The organism is Vibrio sp. Vb0598 (assembly GCF_033338935.1).
GTDB lineage: Bacteria > Pseudomonadota > Gammaproteobacteria > Enterobacterales > Vibrionaceae > Vibrio > Vibrio alginolyticus.
Genome location: NZ_JAWOTP010000030.1, coordinates 25,585 through 51,660, shown reverse-complemented (window position 1 = coordinate 51,660; position 26,076 = coordinate 25,585). Strand labels below are relative to the sequence as shown.

Genomic DNA, 26,076 nt, shown 5'->3' with positions numbered 1-26,076 from the left:
ACATAAGTAATGTTTGAATTGACTGTGCTGAATCCGAAGATTCAATGGTCACTTCGTTTCATTGAAACCTAATTTGATACCGAGGTATCGAATTGGATTATCATCAACGAGTGCCCACACAGATTGATAGGTCTATATTGTTAAAGAGCAACTCTTCTTTGTGATTGACATCACTTCGGAAGAGGCGGCCATTCTAGCGAGATAATTTATTGTGTCAAACACTTTCTTCAAATTATTTCGTTTTTCTTTTCAGCCTTATCAACTTCGCTTAACCCCTTGTGAGGCCTTGCCCTGTCGACGAGGAGGCATTATAGAGATCGCGCTCACATTGGCAAGTGTTATTTTTCAAAAATTGCAAAAATAATGGTTAAACGATGAGTTTTCGATCAAACCTTTATTTATTCAACTTTACCCCAAACTCTCACACAACTTATCCACAGAGTTGTTCTTTGAGGCGTGTTTTTTCAAGTACCATAAATAAAGAAAGCTGCTTTATTGCAGCTATCTTTATTAAACTTAACCTAAACTCTATTTAAAGAGCATTATGGCTATATGCCAGACCCATCTTGTTCAGAGCCATCATCTTCGTGTAGGCCACATTCTCGCTTTAAGCCAAAGAATCGAGTTTCTTCCTCTGACATTCCCGGCTCCCATTTACGAGTGGTATGTGTATCACCAACTGAAAGGTAACCTTCATCCCACAATGGGTGGTATTTAAGGCCGTGTTGTTCTAAGTAGTAATGAACGTCTTTATTAGTCCAATCAATTACTGGTAGAAATTTAAACACACCGTTCTGAATTGATAGAATCGGTAAACCTGCACGAGATTTACTTTGCTCTCGACGCAATCCAGAGAACCACGTTCCAACATTAAGCTCTTTTAACGCTCGACGCATCGGCTCAACTTTATTGAGCTTGTTGTATTTTTCAATTCCCTCTACGCCCTGCTCCCATAATTTTCCATATCGAGCTTCTTGCCAATTCGCACTTTCTTTGGCTCGATAAACTTTTAAATTTAGGTTGAGAGCATCTGTCAGCTCATCGATAAATCGGTACGTCTCAGCAAACAGGTAACCAGTATCGGTTAGAATGACGGGGATGTCCGCTTTGGCGCGAGTAACTAAATGAAGCATAACCGCGGCTTGAATACCAAAACTAGAAGAAACCGCGAACTCGCCTTCTAGATTATCTAAAGCCCACGCTACTCTCTCTTGTGCTGAAAGCTTTTCGAGCTCGACATTAATTTGAGCAAGACGGAGGATTTGCTCCGTCTTTGTTAATGTCAGTAACTCTGTGAGCTCCAGCTTGGATGCTACAGAATCAAGCATGAAAGTCCCTCTTTGATACGAGCACTTCTTGGATAATGCCAGCACGAATAGTGAAATCGCCAAAGGCTTCGCCTTCTTCACGCTCTTTCGACCATCGAGCCACCAGCAGATCAATCTCTTCTAAGATTTGCTTATCCGTGATGTTCTCTTTATACATTTTAGGTACTCGAGTACCGGCACGGTTACCACCTAGGTGCAAGTTGTAACGACCCGGCGCTTTGCCAACTAGACCAATTTCAGCCAACATTGCGCGACCACAACCATTTGGACACCCAGTTACACGCAAAATGATGTTGTCATTTTCTGGTAGGTTGTGCTTCTCCAGAATCCCCTCAACATCAGTAACAAACTGAGGAAGGAAACGTTCAGCTTCTGCCATCGCTAGCGGACAAGTTGGAAAAGCAACACAAGCCATTGAGTTCTTACGCTGTTCACTTACGCCGTCGTCCATTAAGCCATGTTCACGAGCGATCTTTTCAATCTTCGCTTTTTCGTTTTTAGGTACACCCGCAACAATTAGGTTTTGGTTTGCTGTCATGCGGAAATCGCCTTTGTGGATTTTGGCAATTTCAGCAACACCCGTCTTAAGTGGTTTACCTGGAAAGTCTAATAAGCGACCATTTTCGATGAAAAGCGCTAAATGATATTTACCATCAATTCCTTCTACCCAGCCAATACGGTCACCACGTTCTGTGAATTCATATGGACGGCTTTGCTCAAACTTAACACCAGCACGTTTCTCGACTTCCGCTTTAAAGACATCGCTACCTACACGATCCAATGTGTATTTGGTTTTTGCGTTCTTACGGTTTGAACGGTTACCCCAGTCGCGCTGAGTTGTTACTACAGCTGCGGCAACATCAAGTGTCTTGTCCAGCGGAATAAAGCCAAAGTCGTCAGCGCGGCGCGGATAAGTTGATGTATCGCCATGCGTCATCGCTAAGCCGCCGCCGACCAGGACGTTAAAACCAACCAGCTTGCCGTTATCTGCAATCGCTACGAAGTTGAGATCGTTAGCGTGTACATCTACGTCATTTTGCGGTGGGATAACCACTGTGGTTTTAAACTTACGTGGTAAGTAGTTCTTGCCTAGAATCGGTTCGTCTTCTTCTGTGCTTTCTACTTTTTCACCGTCTAGCCAAATCTCTGCATAAGCGCGCGTCTTTGGTAATAGATGCTCACTGATCTTCTTCGCCCATTCGTAAGCTTCTTGGTGTAACTCTGACTCCACTGGGTTAGTGGTACACAACACGTTACGGTTTACATCACCCGCGGTTGCAATCGAATCAATGCCAATACTGTTGAGCGTTTGATGCATCAACTTAATATTCGGTTTTAATACCCCATGAAACTGGAACGTTTGGCGAGTCGTCAGACGAATACTTCCATATAAAGAGTGCTCCGTTGCGAACTTGTCGATCGCTAACCATTGCGTTGGCGTGATGATGCCTCCAGGCATACGAGCACGAAGCATCACATTATGTAATGGTTCCAGTTTTTGCTTTGTGCGTTCATTACGGATATCACGATCGTCTTGTTGATACATACCGTGGAAACGAATTAACTGGAAGTTGTCGGCAGTAAAGCCACCTGTAATAGGGTCCTGTAAATCTTGCTCAATAGTGCCACGTAATAAGTTGCTTTCTCGCTTCAGGCGCTCGTTATCAGATAGCGGCCCTAACTCTTCACCTAATACAACCTGCTTATTATTGTCCGTAGAAAAAGTCATTAGTAAACATCCCTCTGATAACGTTTCGCTTTACGTAGGTCATTAATAAATTGTTCTGCATCGTCACGCGGCATCTTGCCTTCTTGTTCAGCAACGATAACCAATGCGTCGTGCACATCTTTTGCCATACGCGTTGCATCACCGCAGACATAGATATAAGCGCCTTCTTGGATCCACTGCCACACTTGAGCTGCGTTTTCTAAGATGCGATGTTGTACGTAAACCTTTTCTACTTGGTCACGACTAAAGGCAACATCCAATCGGCTTAGTACTCCTGACTTGAGATACTTTTGCCATTCCACTTGGTACAAGAAGTCTTGAGTGAACGTGCGATCACCAAAGAACAACCAGTTTTTGCCTTCAGCATCGCGGTTTTCACGTTCCTGAATAAAGCTACGGAATGGTGCGATCCCTGTGCCAGGACCAACCATGATAATTGGAGTACTATCATCTTCCGGCAGTTTAAAGTTGTTGTTATGCTCAACAAATACTTTAACTTCATCTCCCTCTTCGAGACGCTGAGCTAAGAAACTAGACGCACCACCATATCGTTTTTCGTCGTTTTGTTCGTACTCAACCAAAGCAACCGTTAGGTGTACTTCTTCATCGACCTCTTCTTGGCTTGATGCAATAGAGTAAAGGCGTGGAGTAAGACGACGAAGCAAACCAATCAACTCATCTGCGGTTAACTTGGTTTTCTTTTCTGCCAGTACATCAACGATTTGAGTATTTGCAGAGTACTCGCGAAGCTTATCTTTATCTTCAACTAACTTTTGTAGCTTCTTGCTACCGGATAACTCGGCAAACTTTGTGATGAGCTGCGGGTTAGATGTTGTGATTTCATATTTACTCACGAGAGCACTGTGGATTGACAAGCTTTCACCATCAACGTCAACAGTCTCAACCCCAGACAAACCGACCTTACCAAGAATGGCATTTGCAAGTTCCGAGCTATTTTCAAACCACACACCTAGTGCATCACCTGGCTGATACGTTAAACCCGAGCCTTCTAAGTCGATTTCTATATGGCGAACGTCTTTTCCAGAGTCACGGCCCGTGATTTTTTGACTGGTCAGTAACGTCGCAGTGTACGGATTTTGTTTATTGTAAGGAGAGTGCGCAGTCGCAGCTTGACCCACAGGAAGTTGAACCACATCCGCTTCAGAGCCAGAAGACAGTGTATCTTTTACCTTGTCTAACGCATTCTTACGCCATTCAGTTGCAGGGGCTTCATAATCCACATCGCAATCAAGACGCTCGATAAATGGAGTCGCGCCTAGCTTTGATAGGTAAGTGTCGAAGTCTTTACCGGTCTGACAGAAGAACTCGTAGCTAGAATCTCCCAATGCAATAACACCATATTGCAGGTTTGGCAGCTTTGGAGCCTTCTTCGATTGCAAAAACTCATGTAGCTCAATGGCATTGTCTGGCGCTTCGCCTTCGCCGTTAGTCGATGCCACAATAATGACATGCGTTTCTTTGGCTAAGTTTTTACCTTTGTAATCGCTTGCATCAAAAAGTTCGACTGCAATTCCTTCTGCTTTTGCTTCCTGTTCCAGAGCTTCAGCAACACCTTTAGCATTGCCCGTTTGGGAAGCAAAAATAATACTCAACTTACCTGCTGGCTTCGCTGATACGGCTGCCGTTGCTTGTGCAATTGGCGTTACCGCTGTGTTTGGTTGATTTTGAGCTAATCCCCAAAAATACCCACTGACCCAAGCAAGTTGCTGTGAAGACAACTCAGAGACAGTTTGTTGGAGTGAGCTAATTTGTTGGTCATTCAGAGGGCTTGCGATTGGAGGATTTCCTCCTTGCCCATTATTATCTTCAGACACATTCTTGTGAGAATACTCATTCTTTTGAAAAGACATTATCACGACATCCCTATTCATTGCGTGACGATAGAGTACCCACTCTCCTTAATAACAAGAAAGAATAGAAGTGAATGTTTTATAACTTTTTGGAAGTAAGAACGGCTTACTTTTTGCTCATCGATCTTCAATGCGGACTTGTTGAAAGCCTACTGCCATTGCCGATTTTGACGCAGTATCCAAATCTTCATAAAGACATTCTTCGCCGTGACTGTCCGTTAGAAAAACAAAACCACCGCGCGCATGTCTGAACTCTACAACCCAACCACCCTCTTGGATTGCAGGCTCAATAATCGCTTCGATAAGCTGATTTTCACGGAATAGATGTCTTAGTTCATTTATTGTCATCGCTATCCCTGTTTTAACTTTCACATTGCTCCTAGGTAAGCATGGTCTAAGTCAGCCAAATAGGGAGAAATTTCGATTAGATATAATGAAGTGATATAAAAAAACGCCGCTTATAAAGCGACGTTTTAAGTAAATCGAATATCTAACATGGCTGAATTTAGAACGCGTATTCCGCACTCACAAAGAAGCCGTTAGCAAAAATAAACTCTTTCCCTAGATCCGACATGAATTTATCGGACTCTAAATCAATCACACGGTAACCTCCACGAAAAGCCAGTCGAGCTTTTTCGAGCGGTACATTGTATTGAACACCTGCCATGAAATCGGTGCTTTTGATACCTTTGTTGTCACCAAAGTTTATCTCACCAATCACATCAAAGTTTGTATCCGGAACTTGAATTTCTGCGTAACCATACCAAGCCCAAATCAGCTCATCAAATTCTTCTACACGCCTGCTTGAGCCAGCATCAATGTATTTAGTGTCACTTAAATTACTGAACGTGAGACCCGCATCAAAGTGCAATAAATCATGCTCTAGAACGTGGTAATACAAGGTTAAATCGAGCTTATCGAACCCCATGTAATCCGCATCAACACTTGAGTAACGAAGGCGCGCATTAGGGACATATTTAACATCATGTTCAATCGCCGCGTAAAAAGTGCCTGCGGTACTGCTATCTCGTCTCACTTCATTAACTTTAGTGTCGGCAGCCCATACCTCTGCGCCGACTTTTGTCGATACAGAGTACTCTGCAAAAACAGGAAAAGATACTGCCAACGATAATGCCGTTAAAGCGATGTTCGCTTTATTTGTCATGTAGTATTTACTCCGAGATAGCTGATATTCACGTAGAGGACGTGAGAGGAAATATACCATATTCTCACGCCTCTCCATCAACTAAATGATGTTACTCATTATTTATAGCGGGGCTGAGCGACGTAATTCTTGAAGAACCAAATACCCAATGCAATCACGATTAACCATGGTAATAGTTTAAGTACCGCTCCAACCATTCCCAGTAAAAACATCACAACTAACGCAATACCAGTTGCTGCGAATACGGTCATCATTGTGATACCCGTAACCAACAAGGTCGCCGCGAAGACTAAAATAAAGATTAGCTCCAACATAATCACTTCTCCATTTGTTTTCAATAAACAGAGCAGTTTCCATACCAACTTACAGAAACGAAGTTAAGATTATGATTTTTAATAAAAAAAACAAAGCCAGAGGCATTTCTGCACTCTGGCTTTATCATTCTTTAGTTGGTAATTTTAGCCATTCACTGGCGAATTTTACACATTCAATTCTTTTGGAATCTTAGCTAGCGCGTCTTGCAATACTTCTAGACCAGAACCTGGTTTGTGCGCATTTTCACTGATATGACGACGCCATTGACGAGCACCGGGCATGCTTTGGAACAAACCTAACATGTGGCGGGTAATATGACCAAGGTACGCACCTTTCGCTAATTGCGCTTCAATGTATGGATACATCTCTTCAACAATTTCGCTGCGTTTCTTCACTGGAGCATTAGAGCCAAACAACTCTTGATCTACCGATGCCAGTAAATATGGGCTTTGATATGCTTCACGACCAATCATCACACCGTCAAGATGCTGAAGATGTGCTTTTGCTTCTTCTAATGATTTCACGCCACCGTTAATCGCAATCGTTAGGTGTGAGAAGTCTTGCTTCAATTGGTAAGCGCGTGGGTAATCCAATGGTGGGATCTCACGGTTTTCTTTTGGGCTTAGACCACTTAACCATGCTTTACGTGCGTGGATAGTGAACTGCTCACAGCCACCCTTTTCTGAAACAATAGAAACGAAATCCGTTAGGAATTCGTAAGAGTCTTGATCATCAATACCAATGCGAGTCTTGACTGTTACAGGGATATCGACCACGTCTTTCATTGCTGCGACACAATCCGCAACTAACTGCGGTTCAGCCATTAGGCAAGCACCAAATCGACCGTTTTGTACGCGGTCAGATGGACACCCCACATTTAGGTTAATCTCATCGTAGCCACGCTCTTGCGCTAGCTTGGCACACGTAGCCAAATCTGCTGGGTTTGAACCACCAAGTTGAAGGGCTAACGGATGCTCTTCTTCGTTATAAGCCAGGAAATCTCCTTTTCCATGAATGATCGCACCTGTCGTCACCATTTCAGTGTACAGCAGGGTTTCTTTGGTCATTAAGCGATGGAAGTAGCGACAATGACGATCAGTCCAATCTAACATTGGTGCTACGGAGAGCCTGCAAGAATGAGTCATGATATAAACACCCGTTTTTATGTTGCCAAGGTCGAGCGCAGCAGTACGCTCAAAAAATAAGTCGGGTATTGTATACCCAAGCACCTCTGGGTGCTAGTTTCAGCGAGAATGATTTGGTTGGCTGACTAGCCAAGTGCTTAGGAATACGCAGAAGTAATACGAATGTGTCATTCGTTGATTCATTCTGTGATGATTATTCCGCCTTCACACCACCACCGACTTGCTTTAATTCATGATTTTCGTTCTGATAGTGGGTAAAATGAAGCATTTCTAAACGAACTTCGTATAGAAATGATTTATCATAGAGCACGTCCGATAGTTATGGTGAAAGGTTTGAACCCAACAATCATTGAACAAATTGAAAGTATCTGCGCAGAGCGTGGAGTACGACTGACTCCGCAACGCCGACGCGTATTTGAACTCATTTGTTCTAATCGCCGCGCCTCAAGTGCGTATGAGCTATTGGAGCAACTAAAAGAGAGTGAGCCTCAGGCTAAGCCGCCCACTGTTTATCGAGCATTAGATTTTCTCCTAGAACAAGGCTTCATCCACCGAGTGGAATCGACAAATAGCTTTATTACTTGTTGTTCTTTCAATACTCAGCAGCACTTTTTCCAATTACTAATTTGCGATAAATGTGGTGATGTCGTTGAACTCGAAGATGAGACGCTGATATCCTTGTTAGCCGAAAACGCCGAGAAGCATGGATTCAAACTGACCAACCAAGTTATTGAAACTCATGGTGAATGCCAGGCCTGTTCCTCCGAGACGAAAGAAAAAGTATAGAAGAACGTTATGCGCGCTGAATTTGTAAACCCGTTTTTAGCTTCTTTAATGAACGTGCTAAAAACTATGGCTTCTCTTGAGCTGAAGCCACAAAAACCGCGAATCAAAAAAGATGAGATCGCACGAGGTGACGTTTCTGGTCTGATTGGTATGGTAGGCCCACAAACTCGTGGTTCAATGTCGATCACCTTTGATGAAGCACTCGCCCTAGAAATCATGCAGAACATGCTTGGTGAACGTCCAAATGGGCTCAATGAAGAAGTGACCGATATGGTGGGTGAGATCACCAACATGGTTACTGGTGGTGCGAAACGCATTCTGGCGGAAAGTGGTTTTGACTTTGATATGGCAACACCGGTTGTGGTTTCGGGCCGAGGTCATACGATTCGCCACAAGTGTGAAGGCTCAATTATTATCATGCCTTTCTCTTCCCAATGGGGAAATGCCTTTATCGAAATTTGCTTCGAATAAAAGAGAAAAAATAGGTTGGCACTGGCCAACCTATTTTGTTTTTGCCTCAGGCAATAAAAAGGTCAGCATTTGCTGACCTTTTCTTTATCTATTCAAACATTAAGCTTTGAACGCTTTAAATGCGTTGATTAGACCGTTTGTTGAGCTGTCATGCGAGCTGATTTGAGACTCGTCTGCAAGCTCAGGTAGGATTTGGTTAGCCAGTTGTTTACCTAGCTCCACGCCCCACTGGTCAAAGCTGAAGATATTCCAGATAACACCTTGTACGAAAATTTTGTGTTCGTACATTGCGATCAAGTTACCTAGCGTACGAGGCGTGATTTGCTTCACTAGAATAGAGTTTGTTGGACGGTTACCTTCAAACACTTTGAATGGCGCAATCGCTGCCACTTCTTCAGCATTCTTACCTACTTTCACCAACTCTTCTTTCACGGTTTCTTCATTTTTACCAAACGCTAGAGCTTCAGTTTGCGCGAAGAAGTTAGACATCAGTTTTTGGTGATGATCGCTAGCTGGGTTGTGGCTAATTGCAGGTGCAATGAAGTCACATGGGATAAGCTTAGTACCTTGGTGAATTAGCTGGTAGAACGCGTGCTGACCGTTGGTACCTGGTTCACCCCAAATGATTGGGCCAGTTTGGTAAGTTACAGCATTGCCGTCACGGTCAACGTATTTACCGTTTGATTCCATGTTGCCTTGCTGGAAATATGCTGCAAAACGGTGCATGTATTGATCGTAAGGTAGGATAGCTTCTGACTCCGCACCGTGGAAGTTGTTGTACCAAATACCAATCAAAGCAAGAATCACTGGAATATTGCTTTCTAGATCTGTTGATACGAAATGCTTGTCCATCTCGTGAGCACCATCAAGCAACTCAACAAAGTTGTCGAAACCTACTGCTAGTGCAATTGATAGACCGATCGCAGACCATAGTGAGTAACGGCCACCAACCCAGTCCCAGAATTCAAACATGTTCGCTGTATCGATACCAAATTCAGACACGGCTGTCGCGTTTGTTGAAAGCGCAGCAAAGTGTTTAGCCACATGAGCCTGATCACCCGCAGATTCTAGGAACCAATCACGAGCAGTGTGCGCGTTAGTCATGGTTTCTTGCGTTGTAAACGTCTTAGACGCGATCAAGAATAACGTCGTTTCTGGGTTAACTTTCTTCAACGTTTCAACGATGTGTGTACCATCAACGTTAGATACGAAGTGAAGGTTTAGATGATTTTTGTATGGCGCTAGAGCTTCCGTCACCATGTAAGGGCCAAGGTCAGAACCGCCGATACCGATGTTCACAATATCGGTAATTGCTTTGCCTGTGTAACCTTTCCATTCACCGCCGATAACGCGCTCAGTGAATGATTTCATTTTTTCTAGAACCGCGTTCACTGCTGGCATTACGTCTTCGCCATCTACCATAACTGGAGTATTAGCACGGTTACGTAGTGCAGTGTGAAGAACAGCGCGACCTTCTGTTTGGTTGATCGCTTCACCACTGAACATCGCTTCAATTGCAGATTTCAGCTCGGTCTCTTTCGCAAGAGCAAACAGGTGCTTCAGAGTTTCCTCATTGATGAGGTTCTTTGAGTAATCGACTAGGATGTCTGAGCCGAAACGTGCAGAGTATTTGTCGAAACGCGCTGCGTCTTGAGCAAACAGCTCTTTAAGATCCATATCTTGTGCAGATTCGAAATGCGCCGTTAGCGCTTTCCAAGCTTGTGTTTGCGTTGGATTGATATTTTTCAACATGGTCTTTATCCCGATGTTACAGTAGGTTCCATTCCTTACAGTCTAGCGAAAACTGTGGAATCCCCGATTTAGCAAATAGAATATAAATTAGATGTTTGGGCAAATTGCCACAAAACAAGTCTTTGTAATTTTTTTTCAGGCGCCAATTATGACCGAGAGCTTTTACACTCACATTGAGTTAGGTCACGTTCCCTGCCCTGAAATTGAACAATTCATTTACGATGACAAGAATCATATCATTTACTAATGACAGGCTCTAATTGGAATAGGATAGACGCCAATTTATAAATTTCCAAAGGAACACGTATGTGGGCACAAAAAACACTGCAATTAAAAGCGAGATGCCGCGGTTTTCACCTGATAACTGATGAAATTGAACAACAATTACCACAAATAAACGAACTTTCAGTAGGTTTATTACACTTATTTATTCAGCACACCTCCGCCAGTTTGACCTTAAATGAGAATGCTGATCCAACCGTGCGTATGGACATGGAAGCGCACTTCAATAAGTTTGTGCCAGAGCGTGCTCCTTATTATCAGCACACCTATGAAGGTGACGACGACATGCCGGCACATATTAAAGCATCACTGCTTGGCAGTAGTGTGACGGTACCAATCCAAAATGGTCGATTAGCTTTAGGAACATGGCAAGGTATTTACTTGGGTGAGCATCGAGACTTTGGTGGCGGCCGCCGCGTTATTGCTACGATTAACGGTGAGTAGATAAAACAAAGGCTAACCTTGGGTTAGCCTTTCATTGTTTATTTTGAGTATTCCATCTCGACGCGAGGCGTTAGCTTAGTCACGAGTTCATACGCAATCGTACCAATGTGACCCGCCACTTCTTCTACTGGGAGCTCTTTCCCCCAAAGAATCGCTTCGTCGCTGACTTTATCCGTTGCGTCTGGTCCCAAATCGACCGTCAGCATATCCATGGAAACTCGACCTGCAATAGGTACTTTACGGCCATTAACCCACACCGGCGTACCGTTTGGAGCACTTCTTGGGTAACCGTCGCCATACCCTACAGCGATGACACCCACTTTTGTATCTCGCTCACTGGTCCAAATACCACCGTAGCCAACACTTTCGCCCTTCTTCACTTCACGTACCGCAATAAGGTGGGATTTAAGTGTCATAACAGGTTGATACCCAAGATCTTGCGCCGTTTTGTCATCGAATGGCGACACACCATACATGATAATACCCGGACGAACCCAATCTAAATGGCTTTGAGGCCATGCCAATAACCCCGCAGATGCCGCCAGTGAACGTTCCCCTTGGCAACCAGAAGTCAACGATTTAAACAGCTCAATCTGTTGTGGGGTAATATCGCTATCCAGCTCATCTGCACAGCCAAAGTGGCTCATGTAACGCAACGGTTTCGCTACATTTGGACACTCCTTTAGCCGCGTTACAAACTCGTCATATTGTTCAGGACGAACCCCAAGGCGGTGCATGCCACTGTCAATCTTCAGCCACACGACAACCGGAGTTTCAAGGTCTGCTTGCTCCAAGGCGATAAGCTGCTCTTCACAGTGCACCACGGTTTGGATGTTGTTCGTCACAAGAACAGGTAAGTCACCAGGAGAGTAAAAACCTTCTAGCAATAGAATCGGCTTTACTACTCCACAAGCGCGCAGTTGCAATGCTTCTTCAATACGAGCCACACCAAACGCATCCGCATGGTTAGCATGTTTTGCAACATGACGTAATCCGTGACCATAACCATTGGCCTTGACGACAGCCATCACTTTACTTTGTGGCGCTTGAGCTTTTACGCGCTGTAAGTTGTGCTGCAACGCAGACAAATCAATGCACGCCTTGGCCGCTTTCATATAGCTCATGGGATTACTCATCATCAATATCGAATGCAGGACCCGCGTAGTTGTCGAAACGCGAATGTTGACCTTGGAAAGTGAGGCGAACAGAACCGATAGGACCGTTACGCTGTTTACCAATAATGATTTCGGCCGTACCTTTGTACGGACTATCTGGGTGATAAACCTCATCACGGTAGATGAACATGATCAAGTCAGCATCCTGCTCGATGGAACCGGATTCACGCAAGTCCGAGTTTACTGGTCGTTTATCCGCACGTTGCTCTAGGGAACGGTTTAGCTGCGACAGTGCCACAACAGGCACATTTAGCTCTTTTGCCAGCGCCTTAAGAGAGCGCGAGATCTCAGCAATCTCAAGAGTGCGGTTATCGGTTAACGAAGGCACGCGCATCAACTGAAGGTAGTCGACCATGATCATCGACAGACCGCCATGTTCACGAGCGATACGGCGAGCGCGCGAACGCACTTCGGTCGGAGTTAGACCAGAGCTATCATCAATGTACATATTTTTCTTCTGCATCAGGATACCCATAGTAGAAGAAATACGCGCCCAATCTTCGTCATCTAGCTGACCCGTACGGATCTTGGTTTGGTCTACACGAGACAAAGAGGCCAACATACGCATCATCAACTGTTCAGCTGGCATCTCTAACGAGAAAATAAGTACGGGCTTCTCTTGTTGCATGGCCGCATTTTCACACAAGTTCATCGCAAAGGTCGTTTTACCCATCGATGGACGCGCTGCGACAATCACCAAATCAGAGCCTTGCAAACCTGCGGTTTTCTTATTGAGATCGGTGAAACCGGTATCGACCCCCGTAACACCATCTTGTGGCGTTTTATACAACAACTCGATACGTTCTAACGTCTTTTCGAGGATGTTGTCGACGTTTTGTGGTCCTTCGTTTTCACTAGTTCGAGACTCGGCGATAGCAAAAACTTTACTCTCCGCCATGTCTATTAAATCTTCAGAACTACGACCTTGAGGGTCATAGCCCGCGTCCGCAATTTCATTCGCGACACCAATAAGGCCACGAACAATCGCACGCTCAGCGACAATATCAGCATACGCATTGATGTTAGCTGCACTTGGCGTATTCTTCGCCAAGTCAGCGAGGTAAGCAAAACCGCCTACATCTTCTAACAACTCATGACGCTCTAGATATTCCGATAAAGTAATAAGATCGAGAGGTTTACCCGCTTCAAGAATGGTTTTTACACCTTCAAAAATCAGGCGGTGTGGACGACTATAGAAATCACTGCTCACAACACGTTCGGCAACGGTGTCCCAACGTTCATTATCCAGTAAAAGACCACCAATTACTGATTGCTCGGCTTCTAGTGAGTGAGGTGGCACTTTGATTGCGTCGACCTGACTGTCTGAAGGTTTGCGATTTCTGTTTTCCGCCATGACTTTGCTCGATAACTACTATTGACCCACGATTATAACCTTAACCTAACTGAGATGCTTCCCCGAAGCGACAATTACTTGTTAAGAAATCATCATGTGAACCACCCGGGTAATAGCCTGGTTCTTCCGCCTAGCTCTAATAAAAATTAACCTACCATTGACCCAACCAAATATCTGTATCAGTATCATGCCCCTCCTTTTTGATTACGTTCGAGGTTGATGTGTCCCGATACTGGTTACTTAGCTTTAGCCTACTGTGCGCTAGTGCATCGTATGCTGACGAATCAGTACAGCCAGAGCAAAATATTGATGTACCCGACCCACTAAAAACCGAGGTGGAGTTCGGCTATCAAGCTCACACAGGTAACACGGACTCTCGTTCCCTGAATGCTCGTTTGAGTGCTGAATATACGTCAGGTCGACACCGTTCTAATGGTGAATGGAAGTACTACAACTTGTACAAAGACGGTGAAGAAGACAAACGCTCATCCACCTACTCCCTACAGAGTGACTACAAGTTAGGCCCTAAGACATATTTGTATGGCAGCTTTAAAGGGGTGGATTCTCGCTACAGTGCTTATTTTAAAGACTATACGTTGTCAGGTGGTTTGGGTTACCAGTTCTCCTACACTGAGAACTTCATTTTAGAGGTAGAGGTAGGCCCTGGTTTTCGCTATCAAGAGCCAAACTTAGACGAAATAGATGATGACGATATTGTCTTTCCCGATATCGTTAGAGAAGGCATTTTTCGAGGAAATATCAACACAACTTGGCATGCGTTGGATAATTTAAGTTTCGCAGCTGATATTACGTTGGTAACAGGTAGAAGTAACACACGTACTGATAGTGAACTCAGTGTAACCAATGATATTACTGAAGATATTGCACTGAAACTGGCGCACTCTCGTCAGTATCACGATAAAGTGCCTGAAGGCTTAAGCAAAGCGGACAGCGTATTTTCCGTTAATTTACTTTTCGCTTTTTAACCCTTTTTCTCTCAGTTTTAGAAATAAAAAAAGCACCTCCAAGGAGGTGCTTTTTAGTATTTCGTCTTGATACTGAATTACTCAGCAGCAACAACTTGTAGGTTCACAGTTGCGAAAACTTCAGAGTGAAGTTGAACGCTGATCTCGAACTCACCAGTTGTACGTAGAGCACCTTCAGGAAGGCGAACTTCGCTCTTAGCAACTTCAACGCCTGCAGCTGTGATAGCGTCAGCGATGTCACGAGTACCGATAGAACCGAATAGTTTGCCTTCGTCACCAGCTTTAGAAGCGATAACTACAGCTTCTAGAGCGTTAACTTTCTCTGCGCGAGCTTCTGCAGCAGCTAGTTGCTCAGCAACTTTAGCTTCTAGTTCAGCACGACGAGCTTCAAACATTTCAACGTTAGCTTTAGTTGCCATAACTGCTTTACCTTGTGGGATAAGGAAGTTACGAGCGTAGCCAGATTTAACGTTTGCAGTATCGCCAAGACCACCTAGGTTACCAATTTTATCAAGTAGAATAACTTGCATTGCTTAATCCTCTTTCTTAATAAAATGAACCGATTACTGATGCTTGTCAGTGTACGGTAGTAGAGCTAGGTAGCGTGAACGCTTGATAGCACGTGCTAGTTGACGCTGGTACTTAGCGCTTGTACCAGTGATACGGCTAGGTACGATTTTACCAGCTTCAGTGATGTAGTTTTTAAGAGTTGCTACGTCTTTGTAATCAATCTCTTGTACGCCTTCTGCAGTGAAACGGCAGAATTTACGACGACGGAAGAAACGAGCCATGGGCTATCTCCTGATCTTAAATTTGAGTAATGTTGTCGGCGTGTAACACTAATTTTCCCACGCCATTTCGGCCGGTTTGATAAGTGACAAAACCACTTACCTTAATGTTACTGCCTTGAACTAAATTCTGAGTTAGTGCTTGTGACCCAAGCCCGCTGACGACTACCGGCATACGACAATAAACTTGTCGAGGTAAGTCAGCTTCGATAATAGTAGAGCGATGCTCCAGCCAAAACCGACAGTGTTCAATGCCACCAGGGCTTTTACTACGAATGGGCGGTTTGGCAATGGTGCCGCTCAGCTCCATTCGATTGGCCATAAAAAAACTTACTCAGCAGCTTCTGACTTAGCTTCAGGCTTAGCTTCAGAACGCTCTTCACGACGTGGAGCACGCTCTTCTTTTTGCTTAAGCATGATAGATTGCTCAGTGATCGCTGCTTTAGTACGCATGATCATGTTACGTAGAACTGCATCGTTGAAACGGAAAGCAGTTTCTAGCTCATCAATTACAGCTTGGTCAGCTTCAACGTTCATAAGAACGTAGTGAGCTTTGTGAAGCTTGTTGATTGGGTAAGCCAGTTGACGACGGCCCCAGTCTTCTAGACGGTGGATTTTACCGCCAGCTTCAGTGATTGAACCAGTGTAACGCTCGATCATGCCAGCAACTTGCTCGCTTTGATCTGGGTGCACCATGAATACGATTTCGTAATGACGCATTGGTTGCTCCTTACGGATTATTCAGCTTCCACAAATGGCTCAGTCGTCCAGAGGAAGCAAGGAACTAAAGATAATTGACTGAGTTTAAGGAGCACGAATAGTACAGAAAGGGCGTAAAATAGGCAAGTGATTATTTGCTCAGCGCAGCGGATATTTAATTTCTTCTAATACTAGAAAACACAAAGGCTGCCAACAAGCTAGCAGCCTTTAAAATCAGCGTGTTATTGCGTTGGCTTATCGTTGCTTATTTAACTTCAACCAGTTCAGCGCGCATTTGATCGATCACTTGTTTGTAATCTGGCTCACCGAAAATCGCCGAGCCTGCGACAAACATGTCTGCGCCCGCTTCTGCAATTTCACGAATGTTGTCAACCTTCACACCGCCATCGATTTCTAAGCGGATATCACGGCCAGACTCGTCAATCATCTTACGAACGGCACGCAGTTTATCTAGTGTATGAGGAATGAATGATTGACCACCAAAACCAGGGTTTACCGACATCAGTAGAATCATGTCGACTTTATCCATAATAAACTCAAGACTTGCAAGTGGCGTTGCTGGGTTTAGTACCACACCAGCCTGACAGCCGTGCTCTTTAATTAACTGCAGTGTACGGTCTACATGATCAGAAGCTTCTACATGGAACGTAATCATCGACGCACCCGCTTTTGCGAAATCAGGAATAATACGGTCAACGGGTTTCACCATTAGGTGAACATCGATTGGCGCTGTGATGCCATAATCGCGTAGTGCTTTACACACAGGCGCACCAAAAGTCAGGTTTGGTACATAGTGGTTATCCATAACGTCGAAATGCACCACATCCGCACCCGCTGCGAGTACTTTTTCTACATCTTCACCGAGACGAGCAAAATCTGCCGATAAAATGGATGGAGCAATAAGAAAATCTTTCATACCTGACCTCAGTAGTAATGAGCAAACAATCTGCGCGCAATTCTACCGAAGCCAGTGGGGAGATCCACTATTTAGATATAATAGTGTGAGAATTAAGAGCTTGATTTATCCATGTCTGGGGCATGAAAAAGCGCAAGTAGCTCATCAACTTTATTACGACCGTTACCATTACGGCTAATGGTACGCTTTACTTTTACCACATTAAGATCCGCACCGTGATACAACCGACGTGTCAAGGTAGTGTCGTGGTTAGAAATCAACACAGGAATGCCACGTTCAGTCGCTGTTCTTTCAGCAATGTCGGCTAATGCAGCTTGGTCGTCCAACGTGAAACCATTACCTGCGTATGAGGTGAAATTTGCCGTATTTGAAAGCGGCGCATAAGGTGGATCGCAATACACGACGCTCCCTTTGCGCGCACGACGAAATGTTTCAGGATAACCTTCACAAACGAACGTAGCTTTTTTGGCTTTTTCTGCAAAAAACTCCAATTCCGCCTCAGGGAAATACGGCTTTTTGTAAGAGCCAAACGGTACATTGAAGCCACCTTTTTTGTTGTAACGGCATAGGCCATTAAAACCAAAGCGGTTCATGTACAAAAACGCTAAAGAGCGGTACATCACGTCATCGGTTTTATTAAATTCAGCGCGAATGTGTAGGTAGGCTTCTTTGCGGTTGTTCTCAGCGACAAACCAACGCTTCGCTTCAGAGATATACTCTTCAGGGCGTTCTTTCAGCAGGTTGTACAGATTGATCAAATCTGGATTGATATCTGCAAGTAGATAATGGTCATAATCGGTATTCAGAAACACTGAGCCCGCACCAACAAAAGGTTCAACTAGCTTTCGAGCCGGCGGCAAATGACGTTGGATGTCTTCAACCAGTCCGTATTTTCCTCCTGCCCATTTAAGAAAGGCTCGTTGCTTTTTCATCTACTGCTCTATCTATCGACCAAAAATTAAGGCTGCGGAATGTAACATATTTTTCAGGGAAGCTCAGGTTTATTTCACTCGTTCAATTTCACGGTGAACCTGACGGAGTGATTTTGCCCAAGGACTCACCGACTTAACCGAATCTGGCAAGCTTGCGACGGCATCACGAGCCATTTGAATTGTCGGATAATCTTGATATGTGATGATATACCACTCGGTGTCATTACGAACGGTAGGATAAATTCGCACTTGATTATTCAGTTGATGCTCATTGAGAAAGGATTGTACATCTTCCATTGAGGTCATAGCTGCGAGTTGTAAAGTATAAGCTCTTGGCGATAGCGCTTTTAGTTCTTCACGAGCAAATGAAAACTTCACAACAGGTTGGTTTGCCTCACCCTCTTCTGACTGAGCAGGTGCTTGCGCCATATCTTGATTCGGTTTTACGACTTTAATCAAAGGAGAGCTAGTTTCATCGGCGGTTTCTGTTTTCTCAGTACCTACGACGTCATCAATCGCTTTTGTGTCTGCTGAATCAGTTTTACCTTCAAGCAATGCATCGACCACATTCGACTCAATCACCACTCTTTGTTGATTGTCATCACTGCCTACGCTCGCTACTTCTTCTGTCACTGCTGGCGGTAATGAATCAGAATCATCAACCGCACCAGAGTTATCAAGACTGCTAGAGCCATCGGTTACAGGTTGCAGTGAAGATTGCGCTGCACTGATTACTGACTCTTCAAAAGTTGGAATAGCCGTTTGCTCTAAACTGCCAGCAATTTGCTGCGCCTTATCATCAGGACTTGGTTGACTAAGCATCCACCAATAGCCACCAGCAGCAAGCAACAGTAATACTAATACCACCAACGCAATATTCAGGGGTGAACCGACAATCGAGCGGATAATGATCCTTTTTTCCACTTTCATCTCTCCTAACGCCATGATGTCCCCCGGTACTGGGTCGACTTTTTTAAATGCATCTCGAACCCGTTTCTCAGACTCATCATCGACGTAGCGCGCTACAAGTGACTCAAAGAAACGACGAGCTTCCACTTCGGACAACATATCAATATCAAGCTCAACAGGCTTTATCTCTTGTCCATAACTGAGACGTGCTAGCAAACCTTCTAAACGTCCAGACTGTGTAAACAGTAAGACATTGATGGTCCAATTTGGCTTATGGTGCGCCTCTAAGACCAGCATCCAAAGCTCAGAGATAAGTGTCTCACTCAATAAATGCGCATCATCTACAACAATTGCAATGTCACACGGCTCATCACCTAAAAGCCTTTCAAGGCTATCAAGTAAAGGCTCTTGCTGATTAAACAATGCGTCCGAAACTAGTTGACTCAAAATAAGGACGCGATGCTGCATATCGTCTTGATTAGAATGACAAAGTAACAAACATTGATTCTTGTTACTGGCACCCACTTCAAGGTATCGCTGCGCTAACCAAGATTTCCCGTACCCATCATGACCATTAATCGCAATGAGATTGGAACCAAAGTTAGTCAGTAGACCTAATCTATCAAGCAACTCGATTTGAGAATCTAATTCCAGTACGTGAGCAACACTCATCTAATAACCTTAATACACTACAAGAATGACGCCCAAAGGCACCATTACAAGGTTAAATATCGCGACCGAAGTCTATTGCCTGCTTGAGTACGTCTTGCGTCGTATCAGCAATTACCTCGGCAGTGCCAATGCCTGTAGGCAAAACCAATCGTAATTGACCAGAGAGGACTTTCTTATCTCGCATCATGTGCTTGATGAAGTCATCGAAATTCATACTGTCTGGAGTATGCACAGGCAGTTTTGCACGACGCAAAATCGCAACAATACGCTCAAATTGCTCTTCCGAGATCAGACCGCGTAGATGCGACGTTTTGGCCGCCATAACAGTGCCGGAAGATACCGCTTCACCATGCAGCCAATTGCCATAGCCAAGTTCCGCTTCAATCGCATGACCAAAGGTGTGACCTAGGTTAAGCAAAGCACGGATGCCCGATTCTTTCTCATCCTGAGCCACCACTTCCGCTTTTATTTCACAGCAACGTGCGATCGCATAAGTTAGTGCTTCTTCATCCAACGCATACAAGCGCTCAAGATTGTCTTCTAACCATACAAAAAAATCTGCATCGTAAATAATGCCGTACTTAATGACTTCGGCGATACCCGCAGCGAACTCACGTTCAGGCAACGTCGACAGGCAGTTGGTATCAATGATCACGGCTTTAGGTTGGTAAAACGCACCTATCATGTTCTTACCCAACGGATGGTTAACCGCGGTTTTTCCACCAACCGAAGAGTCCACTTGGGATAGTAATGTGGTCGGTATTTGAATAAAGTCGACCCCACGCTGGTAACAGGCAGACGCAAAACCCACAAGGTCGCCAATAACACCACCACCTAACGCGATGATCACAACATCACGAGCATAACTCCCTTCCAGTAAGAAGTTCATTACTTGATTAAATACATCCAAGTTTTTGTACTGTTCACCGTCAGGCAATTCTAACAAGGATGCACTACAGCCGAGCTGCTCGAGTTGCTTTAAAATTTTGTCTGCATACAAAGGCGCCACTGTGACATTACTGATCACAACAACTTTTTGTTTTGCATTTTTGTTTGAGAGAACTTGAGAGAGGTACGCCGGGTCCTCAAATAACCCGGCGCCAATAGAGATTGGGTAGCTACGCTCAGCTAGGTTGACCGTAATCCGTTCCATCGGTTTGCTCCAATTAAAAAAAAGATAAAGACTTATCTCTCTTCTAGCATTTTTACGATCTGGTTGGCTACCACTTTTGCACTTTGATCGTCAGTGCGAACAGTGTAATCCGCTACTTCTTCATATAAAGGATTACGTTCTTCAGCTAATTGCTCCAATACTTCGCGAGGGTTATCCGTTTGAAGTAAAGGACGCTTCTTGTCGCGGTTTGTACGCGCAAGTTGCTTTTCAATCGTCGTTTCTAAGTAAACAACAACACCACGTGCCGAAAGACGATTGCGGTTTTCTTTGCTCTTAACAGAGCCACCGCCAGTCGCAAGCACGATGCCTTGCTCTTGTGTTAGGTCTTCAAGTACCGCTTCTTCACGCTTGCGGAAGCCTTCTTCACCTTCTACATCAAAAACCCAAGAGATGTCTGCACCAGTGCGTTCTTCGATCACTGTATCGGAGTCAACAAACTCCATATGCAGTTGCTGTGCTAGATGTCTACCAATTGTACTTTTGCCGGCGCCCATTGGGCCAACAAGGAAAATATTACGTTTCTCAGCCATGTTTAGCAGTAATTTACAACATTGATTCAATAAGATCGCCACAAGAAAACACAGCTAAACTGCTGTTCTACAAGGCTTGTGGCACCAGTTCCTCACAGATAATTCGTGATAAGACCCGAAATTATCCAAGCATGGTGCCACTATTGCAACTTTATTTTTGATTTAATCAGTTTTTCCCGAGACAGAACTACTGAATCACCACCTTAGGCGTGACGAAAATTAACAGCTCACTTTTACCAACATTTTCATAACTTCGACGAAAAAGCGCACCTAATAGCGGCAGATCGCCCAACAAAGGCACTTTGTCCACCGAGTTAGTAATGCTGTGCTGAAAAATACCACCAAGAACGACCGTTTCACCGTTATTCACTAACACTTGCGTCCCGATACGTTGAGTATCAATCGCAACAGCTTCACCAGTGCCTGTCTTCACGACTTGTCCTGGTCTATCTTGCGTGACACTTAAATCCAATACTAAGCGGTTATCCGGTGTGATTTGCGGGGTTACCTTCAAACTTAATACCGCCTTTTTGAACGTCACCGTCGTTGCACCACTTGATGATGACTCTAGGTAAGGAATCTCTGTACCTTGTTCGATATAGGCAGGTTTCTTATTGGTAGTGATCAAACGTGGGCTCGAGATAATCTCAGCTTTAGACTCTTGTTGCAGCGCAGAAAGCTCAAGATCCAACAAGGTGTCTGAACCTAACTTTGCGACCTGAAAAGCAATGCTGGTCGCATTCGGGCTGGTTGCAGCTAAGTTTACATTTAGGAAGTCATCGATCCCCACTCCGTCACCGTCACCACCGTCGTCGCCCCCTTCTCCATTATAGAGACCGATCGTGGCAAGGTTGTTCTCAATAGAACCGCCCACTGTATTACTGCCATTAATAGACGTAAAACCCCAACGAATCCCTAACTCATCCATGTTACCTTCATTGATGGTCACAATACGCGCCTCAATTTGAACCTGTTTAACTGGAATATCCAAAGACTCAATAATTTCTCGAATCACCTCGATGTTTTCAGGTAACTCTCTAATCAATAACGAGTTAGTTCGCTCATCAATGGTCATACTGCCGCGCTCTGACAGCATGCTGATATTTCCTTCTCCATTGATCATCTCCGCAATGTCTGATGCTTTAGCAAAATTAACTTTGATGATTTCAGATGAAAGCTCTCCCATTTCTTCCGTCAATTTTTGTTTTTCTAACTGCTGCTTCTCACGCAAGTCCAACTCATCAGTCGGAGCAACTAAAATCACGTTGCCATCAACACGCTTATCTAACCCCTTAACTTGCAAAATAATATCCAGCACTTGCTGCCAAGGGACACCATCAAGACGAAGCGTGAGGTTGCCTTCTACAGAGTCGGAGACAACCAAATTGAATTGGTTGTAATCAGCAATAAGCTGCAAGACGTTTCGCACAGGAATATCTTGGAAGTTAATCGAAATAAGCTTACCTTCTCTTTCTAAAATGCTTTTATCTGGGGCTTTCTCATTGGGTTTGATCTTCGCTACTTTGATTTCCAAAAAACGCCCCGTTAAACGGTAATCATGCATGTATTCTTCATTGATGTGCGCAACCAAGCGCGTCGTCGAGGTGTCGCGAAACACTTCTACGCTCTCAACCACAGTCGAAAAATCTTTCACGTCTAGGAGATACAATTGCTCGTCTTTTACTGAAGTGTTAAGCAAATCGATACTTAACCCTTCCTGTACACGCTTGATATCTACAATCGCGGCCGGTGACGCCAATTCGACGACAATCACGGCGTCTTTATCTTTATTAGTTCGAAAGTCGATACTTTTTAGGGCATTGGACGAAACTTCTTCAGCTGCCGCTAAAGGGGCTAAAAATACAAACAACCATAAGGAGAAGAGCCCAGTAAGTATCCTTGGTGTACGTGTTAATCCTTGTCTCATTTTCATTACTCAATATCAAAAATAAATGGGGCTATCTCAAAGCCAACTTAACTTTACGTTTTTGCCAACATCCTAAGCCGTCGGGCAACGTTTCATTAATCAACAAATAGGAGTGGCTGACATGGGTCACTTTGCCATTATTGCGTCCGAGGTATTGACCCGGCTTAACTTTATAGACGGTGCCATTGGGAGCCTGAACGAGGCCAGAAACCGTGTTATCCATGCCCATGACACCTTTCAAACGTAATTGGCTTAATGGGAATTTTTCTAATTTGCCAGTTCGCCTTCTTGAGGGCGGTTGCCAACAATCTTTTCTTGCAACTGGCTGAGTCGCGATGGTGGCTTCTTTGGGTAATTCAAAGGGTGCACGCTGTACTTCCGGTGCGTACGTGACTGCAACATACTTGTCTGCGGGCTTAAGCTTCTCGACCTCTCGACGCGCCTGTGTTTCCACTCCTCGAATAAAATCCGTCAATGATTCATCATTCGCCTGGCAGCCCATCAATAGAGAACCCATCAATACCAACAACAAAGACTTACTTGTCATTTTTCGTCTCCTCCGGCTTAAACTGATAGGTATTAGCACGCACCCGAAAGTGCAGGGTTTCGCTCTCTTGGCTGACACGTTGCCAAGTCACATCTTTAAACGTGATGATTCGAGGTAGCGTCGCTATCGCCTGAGAAAAATGGCCGATGTCATGAAAGTCGCCCGTTAACTCAATGTTTAAAGGGAGACGATAAAGGAAGTGCTCTGATTGTTTTTCGCCCCAGTCGATTCGGGTGAAAGTCAGCTTATTGTCGATGCCAAGCTCATTCACTGAAGCGAGCATTGTAGCCAGCTCTTTTTGTGCAGGCAGTTGTTGCAGTAATAACTCGTAACGAGTGGTAAGTTCATCCAATTGAGATTGAAGCTGAGGCAACGCTGCCACTTTGTTCGCTTTGATCTTCAATGCCACCTTGAGTGTCTGCTCCTGCTGAATCAAGTGATTCAACTGTTCGTCTTTCGGTTTAAGGTAAAGCCAATAACCTAAGCCTTGAATCACCATGATCAGAAGCGCGATTACTACAATCTGGGGCAACAATGGCCACTCGGCCATTTCATCGATTTCGAGATCCTGCCAATCAACCACGTTGAGCCTCCAATTTCTTCTCCGTTACTTTGAACATGAAAGACACTTTGAATGTTTGAAACTCTTTCCCAAAACGGGCTTTGCCGTGAACGATGGAATGCATTTCTACGTCGTTCAACTTGGCCGAGCGCTCCATGTTGTCCAGCATCGTGGCAAGTTTTGGAGTGCTATCTGAGATCCCAGAGATCTCAATTTCCAGATCATTCATTTTGATCTTGTCGACATATACACCTTCAGGGATAACGGCAGGCATTAAGTTCATGAACTCGGTCGTTTTGTTTCGTCCGTTTTGTAAACCTTCAACGACCTTTAGACGTTCGAGGATTTTGCTGTGCTCTTGCTCTGCAATTTTCATTGCTTCAATACGCTGGTCGAGTTCGGCAATGTAGTGAGTGAGGTAATCGAGCCGCTCCTGTTGTTGATCTTGTTGGTACTCAAAAAACTTTCCAATACCCCACTGGATGCCAACAGCGACCAACATGCCTAATGCGACCAAACTGATGAAACGACGTCGGTGCTCTTCTCTTTGACTCTCTCGCCAAGGAAGTAAATTAATGCGATAAAGCACGGGCGCCTCCTAGCCAATGAATGCCACGAACGGCCAGTCCGGCTGCTGTTGAGAAATGCTGCCAATCCACAGCACGACGCTTACGCTTAGACACCTTCATCTCAAATAGCCCTAGCGGATTTAGCAATTCACACTCTAACGACAATTGTTGAGACAACTCCTCTGCGAGCATGGGAGTGGAGGCACCTTCCCCTGATAACCAGATACCCTTGATGTTTTGTGAGCCATTGATTGAGGTATAGAGCTGCATCTGGCGCTTTACTCGCTCTACGATTTGACGGTTAAACAGCTCTGTTTTCTCCTGAGCATCATCGGACAGAAAATCGACTGGAGAAGCGCTGTTTGCTCCGCGTGTGCCGTAAGCAAACTCTTTGTGAAACAGTTCACCTTGTTCGGTAAACATGGTGAAGGAGCTCGATAAAGTGCCAATATCGAGTAAGCAGTATTTGTTTTTGTCAGGAAAGCGATCGGCGGTGAGCTTCCAGATATGACCAAGGCTTTGCGAATGCACGTCCACTAAAACAGGTTTTAGTCCGGACTTTTGTAATGCATCGACTCGGCCTTCTACCACATCTTTTCTTGTCGCAAACACTTGATAGCTATCACTGCCACTCTGCCCGCCCTCAGCGCGAAGACGAACGAAGTCTAAACTCAGCTCTTCGACAGGGAATGGCGATTGATGAGAAAAGGCTTGTATCACTGCAAACTCAACTTCACTCTCTTCAAGATTTTGTTCTATTTGCAGTTTCTTGCTAATTACCGAGTTATCAGGAACTGAGATCGCAACTTTTTTAGCACCAAAAGGCAGTTCTTTTTTTATCTGCTTGAGGGTCTTTACAATTTCTTGATGATTTATGGTGTTATTTTCAGCGACAATACCTTCCTTTAGTAATATTTCTTTGTAACCCAACAGAGCGTAATTGTTGCCTGTGGGTTTAAGTACTACGGCTTTGAGGCTGTTATGGCCTATATCGATGCCGGTAACGATTAGCTTATCCATCTCTTAC

The 26,076-nt window shown here is 44.5% G+C and carries 28 protein-coding genes; 4 read left to right on the top strand and 24 right to left on the bottom strand.

Annotated features, from left to right (window positions below):
- Nucleotides 1-548: 548 nt before the first annotated feature.
- From R7Q38_RS21510 to dusA, 7 genes are all read right to left on the bottom strand, one after another.
- On the bottom strand, nt 549-1,328 hold the full coding sequence (locus R7Q38_RS21510) for a phosphoadenylyl-sulfate reductase (RefSeq protein WP_005382748.1): 780 nt from the start codon (nt 1,326-1,328) through the stop codon (nt 549-551).
- Complete coding sequence (gene cysI / locus R7Q38_RS21505) at nt 1,321-3,057, bottom strand: assimilatory sulfite reductase (NADPH) hemoprotein subunit (RefSeq protein ID WP_047104170.1); 1,737 nt, start codon at nt 3,055-3,057, stop codon at nt 1,321-1,323. The genes R7Q38_RS21510 and cysI overlap by 8 nt, the downstream gene beginning before the upstream one ends.
- On the bottom strand, nt 3,057-4,928 hold the full coding sequence (locus R7Q38_RS21500; protein ID WP_005381262.1) for an assimilatory sulfite reductase (NADPH) flavoprotein subunit: 1,872 nt from the start codon (nt 4,926-4,928) through the stop codon (nt 3,057-3,059). Before R7Q38_RS21500 ends, cysI begins: the two co-directional genes overlap by 1 nt.
- Before the next feature lie 117 nt (nt 4,929-5,045).
- Entirely contained in the window at nt 5,046-5,276 is a 231-nt protein-coding gene (locus R7Q38_RS21495; protein ID WP_005381264.1) for a hypothetical protein, read from the bottom strand.
- Between the two features lie 157 nt (nt 5,277-5,433).
- Nucleotides 5,434-6,093, bottom strand: a complete 660-nt coding sequence (locus R7Q38_RS21490; RefSeq protein WP_005381265.1) for a TIGR04219 family outer membrane beta-barrel protein — start codon at nt 6,091-6,093, stop codon at nt 5,434-5,436.
- Nucleotides 6,094-6,191: 98 nt separating this feature from the next.
- The gene (gene pspG / locus R7Q38_RS21485) at nt 6,192-6,407 is read right to left on the bottom strand and encodes an envelope stress response protein PspG (RefSeq protein ID WP_005381266.1); all 216 of its coding nucleotides are present in this window, start codon (nt 6,405-6,407) and stop codon (nt 6,192-6,194) included.
- 165 nt (nt 6,408-6,572) lie between these two features.
- Nucleotides 6,573-7,553, bottom strand: a complete 981-nt coding sequence (gene dusA / locus R7Q38_RS21480; RefSeq protein ID WP_017821727.1) for a tRNA dihydrouridine(20/20a) synthase DusA — start codon at nt 7,551-7,553, stop codon at nt 6,573-6,575.
- A 321-nt stretch (nt 7,554-7,874) separates the two neighbouring features.
- Between dusA and zur the strand changes: the two genes are divergently transcribed.
- Nucleotides 7,875-8,339, top strand: a complete 465-nt coding sequence (gene zur, locus R7Q38_RS21475) for a zinc uptake transcriptional repressor Zur (protein ID WP_005381268.1) — start codon at nt 7,875-7,877, stop codon at nt 8,337-8,339.
- 9 nt (nt 8,340-8,348) lie between these two features.
- Complete coding sequence (locus R7Q38_RS21470; protein ID WP_005381269.1) at nt 8,349-8,810, top strand: chemotaxis protein CheX; 462 nt, start codon at nt 8,349-8,351, stop codon at nt 8,808-8,810.
- A gap of 99 nt (nt 8,811-8,909) precedes the next feature.
- On the opposite strand, the gene pgi is transcribed toward R7Q38_RS21470, so the two are convergent.
- On the bottom strand, nt 8,910-10,562 hold the full coding sequence (pgi, locus tag R7Q38_RS21465) for a glucose-6-phosphate isomerase (protein WP_005381270.1): 1,653 nt from the start codon (nt 10,560-10,562) through the stop codon (nt 8,910-8,912).
- 306 nt (nt 10,563-10,868) lie between these two features.
- On the opposite strand from pgi, the gene R7Q38_RS21460 reads away from it, so the two are divergent.
- On the top strand, nt 10,869-11,288 hold the full coding sequence (locus R7Q38_RS21460; protein ID WP_042523680.1) for a secondary thiamine-phosphate synthase enzyme YjbQ: 420 nt from the start codon (nt 10,869-10,871) through the stop codon (nt 11,286-11,288).
- A 38-nt stretch (nt 11,289-11,326) separates the two neighbouring features.
- On the opposite strand, the gene alr is transcribed toward R7Q38_RS21460, so the two are convergent.
- Both alr and R7Q38_RS21450 read right to left on the bottom strand, forming a co-directional pair.
- Nucleotides 11,327-12,403: an alanine racemase gene (gene alr, locus R7Q38_RS21455; RefSeq protein WP_031777284.1), complete on the bottom strand. Its 1,077-nt coding sequence runs from the start codon at nt 12,401-12,403 to the stop codon at nt 11,327-11,329.
- A 13-nt stretch (nt 12,404-12,416) separates the two neighbouring features.
- Complete coding sequence (locus R7Q38_RS21450; RefSeq protein ID WP_005382759.1) at nt 12,417-13,817, bottom strand: replicative DNA helicase; 1,401 nt, start codon at nt 13,815-13,817, stop codon at nt 12,417-12,419.
- 221 nt (nt 13,818-14,038) lie between these two features.
- Between R7Q38_RS21450 and R7Q38_RS21445 the strand changes: the two genes are divergently transcribed.
- Nucleotides 14,039-14,803 carry a DUF481 domain-containing protein gene (locus tag R7Q38_RS21445; protein ID WP_005381276.1) on the top strand — a complete coding sequence of 255 codons (765 nt, stop codon included), beginning with the start codon at nt 14,039-14,041 and terminating at the stop codon, nt 14,801-14,803.
- Nucleotides 14,804-14,880: 77 nt separating this feature from the next.
- On the opposite strand, the gene rplI is transcribed toward R7Q38_RS21445, so the two are convergent.
- The 14 genes from rplI to pilM form a co-directional block, all read right to left on the bottom strand.
- Complete coding sequence (rplI, locus tag R7Q38_RS21440) at nt 14,881-15,333, bottom strand: 50S ribosomal protein L9 (RefSeq protein ID WP_005381278.1); 453 nt, start codon at nt 15,331-15,333, stop codon at nt 14,881-14,883.
- A gap of 33 nt (nt 15,334-15,366) precedes the next feature.
- Complete coding sequence (gene rpsR, locus R7Q38_RS21435; RefSeq protein WP_000090472.1) at nt 15,367-15,594, bottom strand: 30S ribosomal protein S18; 228 nt, start codon at nt 15,592-15,594, stop codon at nt 15,367-15,369.
- A 16-nt stretch (nt 15,595-15,610) separates the two neighbouring features.
- Nucleotides 15,611-15,913: a primosomal replication protein N gene (priB, locus tag R7Q38_RS21430; RefSeq protein ID WP_005381298.1), complete on the bottom strand. Its 303-nt coding sequence runs from the start codon at nt 15,911-15,913 to the stop codon at nt 15,611-15,613.
- An 8-nt stretch (nt 15,914-15,921) separates the two neighbouring features.
- The gene (gene rpsF / locus R7Q38_RS21425; protein ID WP_005381299.1) at nt 15,922-16,311 is read right to left on the bottom strand and encodes a 30S ribosomal protein S6; all 390 of its coding nucleotides are present in this window, start codon (nt 16,309-16,311) and stop codon (nt 15,922-15,924) included.
- A gap of 244 nt (nt 16,312-16,555) precedes the next feature.
- Nucleotides 16,556-17,227, bottom strand: a complete 672-nt coding sequence (gene rpe, locus R7Q38_RS21420; protein ID WP_054575466.1) for a ribulose-phosphate 3-epimerase — start codon at nt 17,225-17,227, stop codon at nt 16,556-16,558.
- Between the two features lie 92 nt (nt 17,228-17,319).
- The gene (locus R7Q38_RS21415) at nt 17,320-18,159 is read right to left on the bottom strand and encodes a Dam family site-specific DNA-(adenine-N6)-methyltransferase (RefSeq protein WP_005382762.1); all 840 of its coding nucleotides are present in this window, start codon (nt 18,157-18,159) and stop codon (nt 17,320-17,322) included.
- A gap of 69 nt (nt 18,160-18,228) precedes the next feature.
- Complete coding sequence (locus R7Q38_RS21410) at nt 18,229-19,740, bottom strand: SPOR domain-containing protein (RefSeq protein ID WP_054575467.1); 1,512 nt, start codon at nt 19,738-19,740, stop codon at nt 18,229-18,231.
- A gap of 52 nt (nt 19,741-19,792) precedes the next feature.
- Nucleotides 19,793-20,893 carry a 3-dehydroquinate synthase gene (gene aroB, locus R7Q38_RS21405; protein WP_005381318.1) on the bottom strand — a complete coding sequence of 367 codons (1,101 nt, stop codon included), beginning with the start codon at nt 20,891-20,893 and terminating at the stop codon, nt 19,793-19,795.
- 32 nt (nt 20,894-20,925) lie between these two features.
- Nucleotides 20,926-21,444: a shikimate kinase AroK gene (aroK, locus tag R7Q38_RS21400; protein WP_005381319.1), complete on the bottom strand. Its 519-nt coding sequence runs from the start codon at nt 21,442-21,444 to the stop codon at nt 20,926-20,928.
- A 187-nt stretch (nt 21,445-21,631) separates the two neighbouring features.
- Nucleotides 21,632-23,377 carry a type IV pilus secretin PilQ gene (locus tag R7Q38_RS21395; protein WP_005382765.1) on the bottom strand — a complete coding sequence of 582 codons (1,746 nt, stop codon included), beginning with the start codon at nt 23,375-23,377 and terminating at the stop codon, nt 21,632-21,634.
- A gap of 25 nt (nt 23,378-23,402) precedes the next feature.
- Nucleotides 23,403-23,918: a pilus assembly protein PilP gene (locus R7Q38_RS21390; protein ID WP_005382766.1), complete on the bottom strand. Its 516-nt coding sequence runs from the start codon at nt 23,916-23,918 to the stop codon at nt 23,403-23,405.
- Entirely contained in the window at nt 23,908-24,501 is a 594-nt protein-coding gene (locus tag R7Q38_RS21385) for a type 4a pilus biogenesis protein PilO (protein ID WP_054575469.1), read from the bottom strand. The genes R7Q38_RS21390 and R7Q38_RS21385 overlap by 11 nt, the downstream gene beginning before the upstream one ends.
- Nucleotides 24,494-25,069, bottom strand: a complete 576-nt coding sequence (locus R7Q38_RS21380; RefSeq protein WP_017821732.1) for a PilN domain-containing protein — start codon at nt 25,067-25,069, stop codon at nt 24,494-24,496. Before R7Q38_RS21380 ends, R7Q38_RS21385 begins: the two co-directional genes overlap by 8 nt.
- Nucleotides 25,053-26,069 (bottom strand): type IV pilus biogenesis protein PilM, encoded by a 1,017-nt coding sequence (gene pilM / locus R7Q38_RS21375; protein WP_005381324.1) that lies wholly within the window; start codon nt 26,067-26,069, stop codon nt 25,053-25,055. The genes R7Q38_RS21380 and pilM overlap by 17 nt, the downstream gene beginning before the upstream one ends.
- Nucleotides 26,070-26,076: the final 7 nt, after the last annotated feature.

Coding starts and splice junctions, on each gene's coding strand:
- R7Q38_RS21510 (WP_005382748.1), bottom strand. CDS start 1,328: ATGCTTGATTCTGTAGCATCCAAGCTGGAGCTCACAGAGTTACTGACA.
- R7Q38_RS21495 (WP_005381264.1), bottom strand. CDS start 5,276: ATGACAATAAATGAACTAAGACATCTATTCCGTGAAAATCAGCTTATC.
- rplI (WP_005381278.1), bottom strand. CDS start 15,333: ATGCAAGTTATTCTACTTGATAAAATTGGTAACCTAGGTGGTCTTGGC.
- zur (WP_005381268.1), top strand. CDS start 7,875: ATGGTGAAAGGTTTGAACCCAACAATCATTGAACAAATTGAAAGTATC.
- pgi (WP_005381270.1), bottom strand. CDS start 10,562: ATGTTGAAAAATATCAATCCAACGCAAACACAAGCTTGGAAAGCGCTA.
- aroK (WP_005381319.1), bottom strand. CDS start 21,444: ATGGCTGAGAAACGTAATATTTTCCTTGTTGGCCCAATGGGCGCCGGC.
- priB (WP_005381298.1), bottom strand. CDS start 15,913: ATGGCCAATCGAATGGAGCTGAGCGGCACCATTGCCAAACCGCCCATT.
- aroB (WP_005381318.1), bottom strand. CDS start 20,893: ATGGAACGGATTACGGTCAACCTAGCTGAGCGTAGCTACCCAATCTCT.
- rpsF (WP_005381299.1), bottom strand. CDS start 16,311: ATGCGTCATTACGAAATCGTATTCATGGTGCACCCAGATCAAAGCGAG.
- R7Q38_RS21450 (WP_005382759.1), bottom strand. CDS start 13,817: ATGGCGGAAAACAGAAATCGCAAACCTTCAGACAGTCAGGTCGACGCA.
- R7Q38_RS21415 (WP_005382762.1), bottom strand. CDS start 18,159: ATGAAAAAGCAACGAGCCTTTCTTAAATGGGCAGGAGGAAAATACGGA.
- R7Q38_RS21470 (WP_005381269.1), top strand. CDS start 8,349: ATGCGCGCTGAATTTGTAAACCCGTTTTTAGCTTCTTTAATGAACGTG.
- rpe (WP_054575466.1), bottom strand. CDS start 17,227: ATGAAAGATTTTCTTATTGCTCCATCCATTTTATCGGCAGATTTTGCT.
- pilM (WP_005381324.1), bottom strand. CDS start 26,069: ATGGATAAGCTAATCGTTACCGGCATCGATATAGGCCATAACAGCCTC.
- rpsR (WP_000090472.1), bottom strand. CDS start 15,594: ATGGCTCGTTTCTTCCGTCGTCGTAAATTCTGCCGTTTCACTGCAGAA.
- R7Q38_RS21395 (WP_005382765.1), bottom strand. CDS start 23,377: ATGAAAATGAGACAAGGATTAACACGTACACCAAGGATACTTACTGGG.
- R7Q38_RS21490 (WP_005381265.1), bottom strand. CDS start 6,093: ATGACAAATAAAGCGAACATCGCTTTAACGGCATTATCGTTGGCAGTA.
- R7Q38_RS21460 (WP_042523680.1), top strand. CDS start 10,869: ATGTGGGCACAAAAAACACTGCAATTAAAAGCGAGATGCCGCGGTTTT.
- alr (WP_031777284.1), bottom strand. CDS start 12,403: ATGAAAGCGGCCAAGGCGTGCATTGATTTGTCTGCGTTGCAGCACAAC.
- cysI (WP_047104170.1), bottom strand. CDS start 3,057: ATGACTTTTTCTACGGACAATAATAAGCAGGTTGTATTAGGTGAAGAG.
- dusA (WP_017821727.1), bottom strand. CDS start 7,553: ATGACTCATTCTTGCAGGCTCTCCGTAGCACCAATGTTAGATTGGACT.
- pspG (WP_005381266.1), bottom strand. CDS start 6,407: ATGTTGGAGCTAATCTTTATTTTAGTCTTCGCGGCGACCTTGTTGGTT.
- R7Q38_RS21410 (WP_054575467.1), bottom strand. CDS start 19,740: ATGAGTGTTGCTCACGTACTGGAATTAGATTCTCAAATCGAGTTGCTT.
- R7Q38_RS21500 (WP_005381262.1), bottom strand. CDS start 4,928: ATGTCTTTTCAAAAGAATGAGTATTCTCACAAGAATGTGTCTGAAGAT.
- R7Q38_RS21390 (WP_005382766.1), bottom strand. CDS start 23,918: ATGACAAGTAAGTCTTTGTTGTTGGTATTGATGGGTTCTCTATTGATG.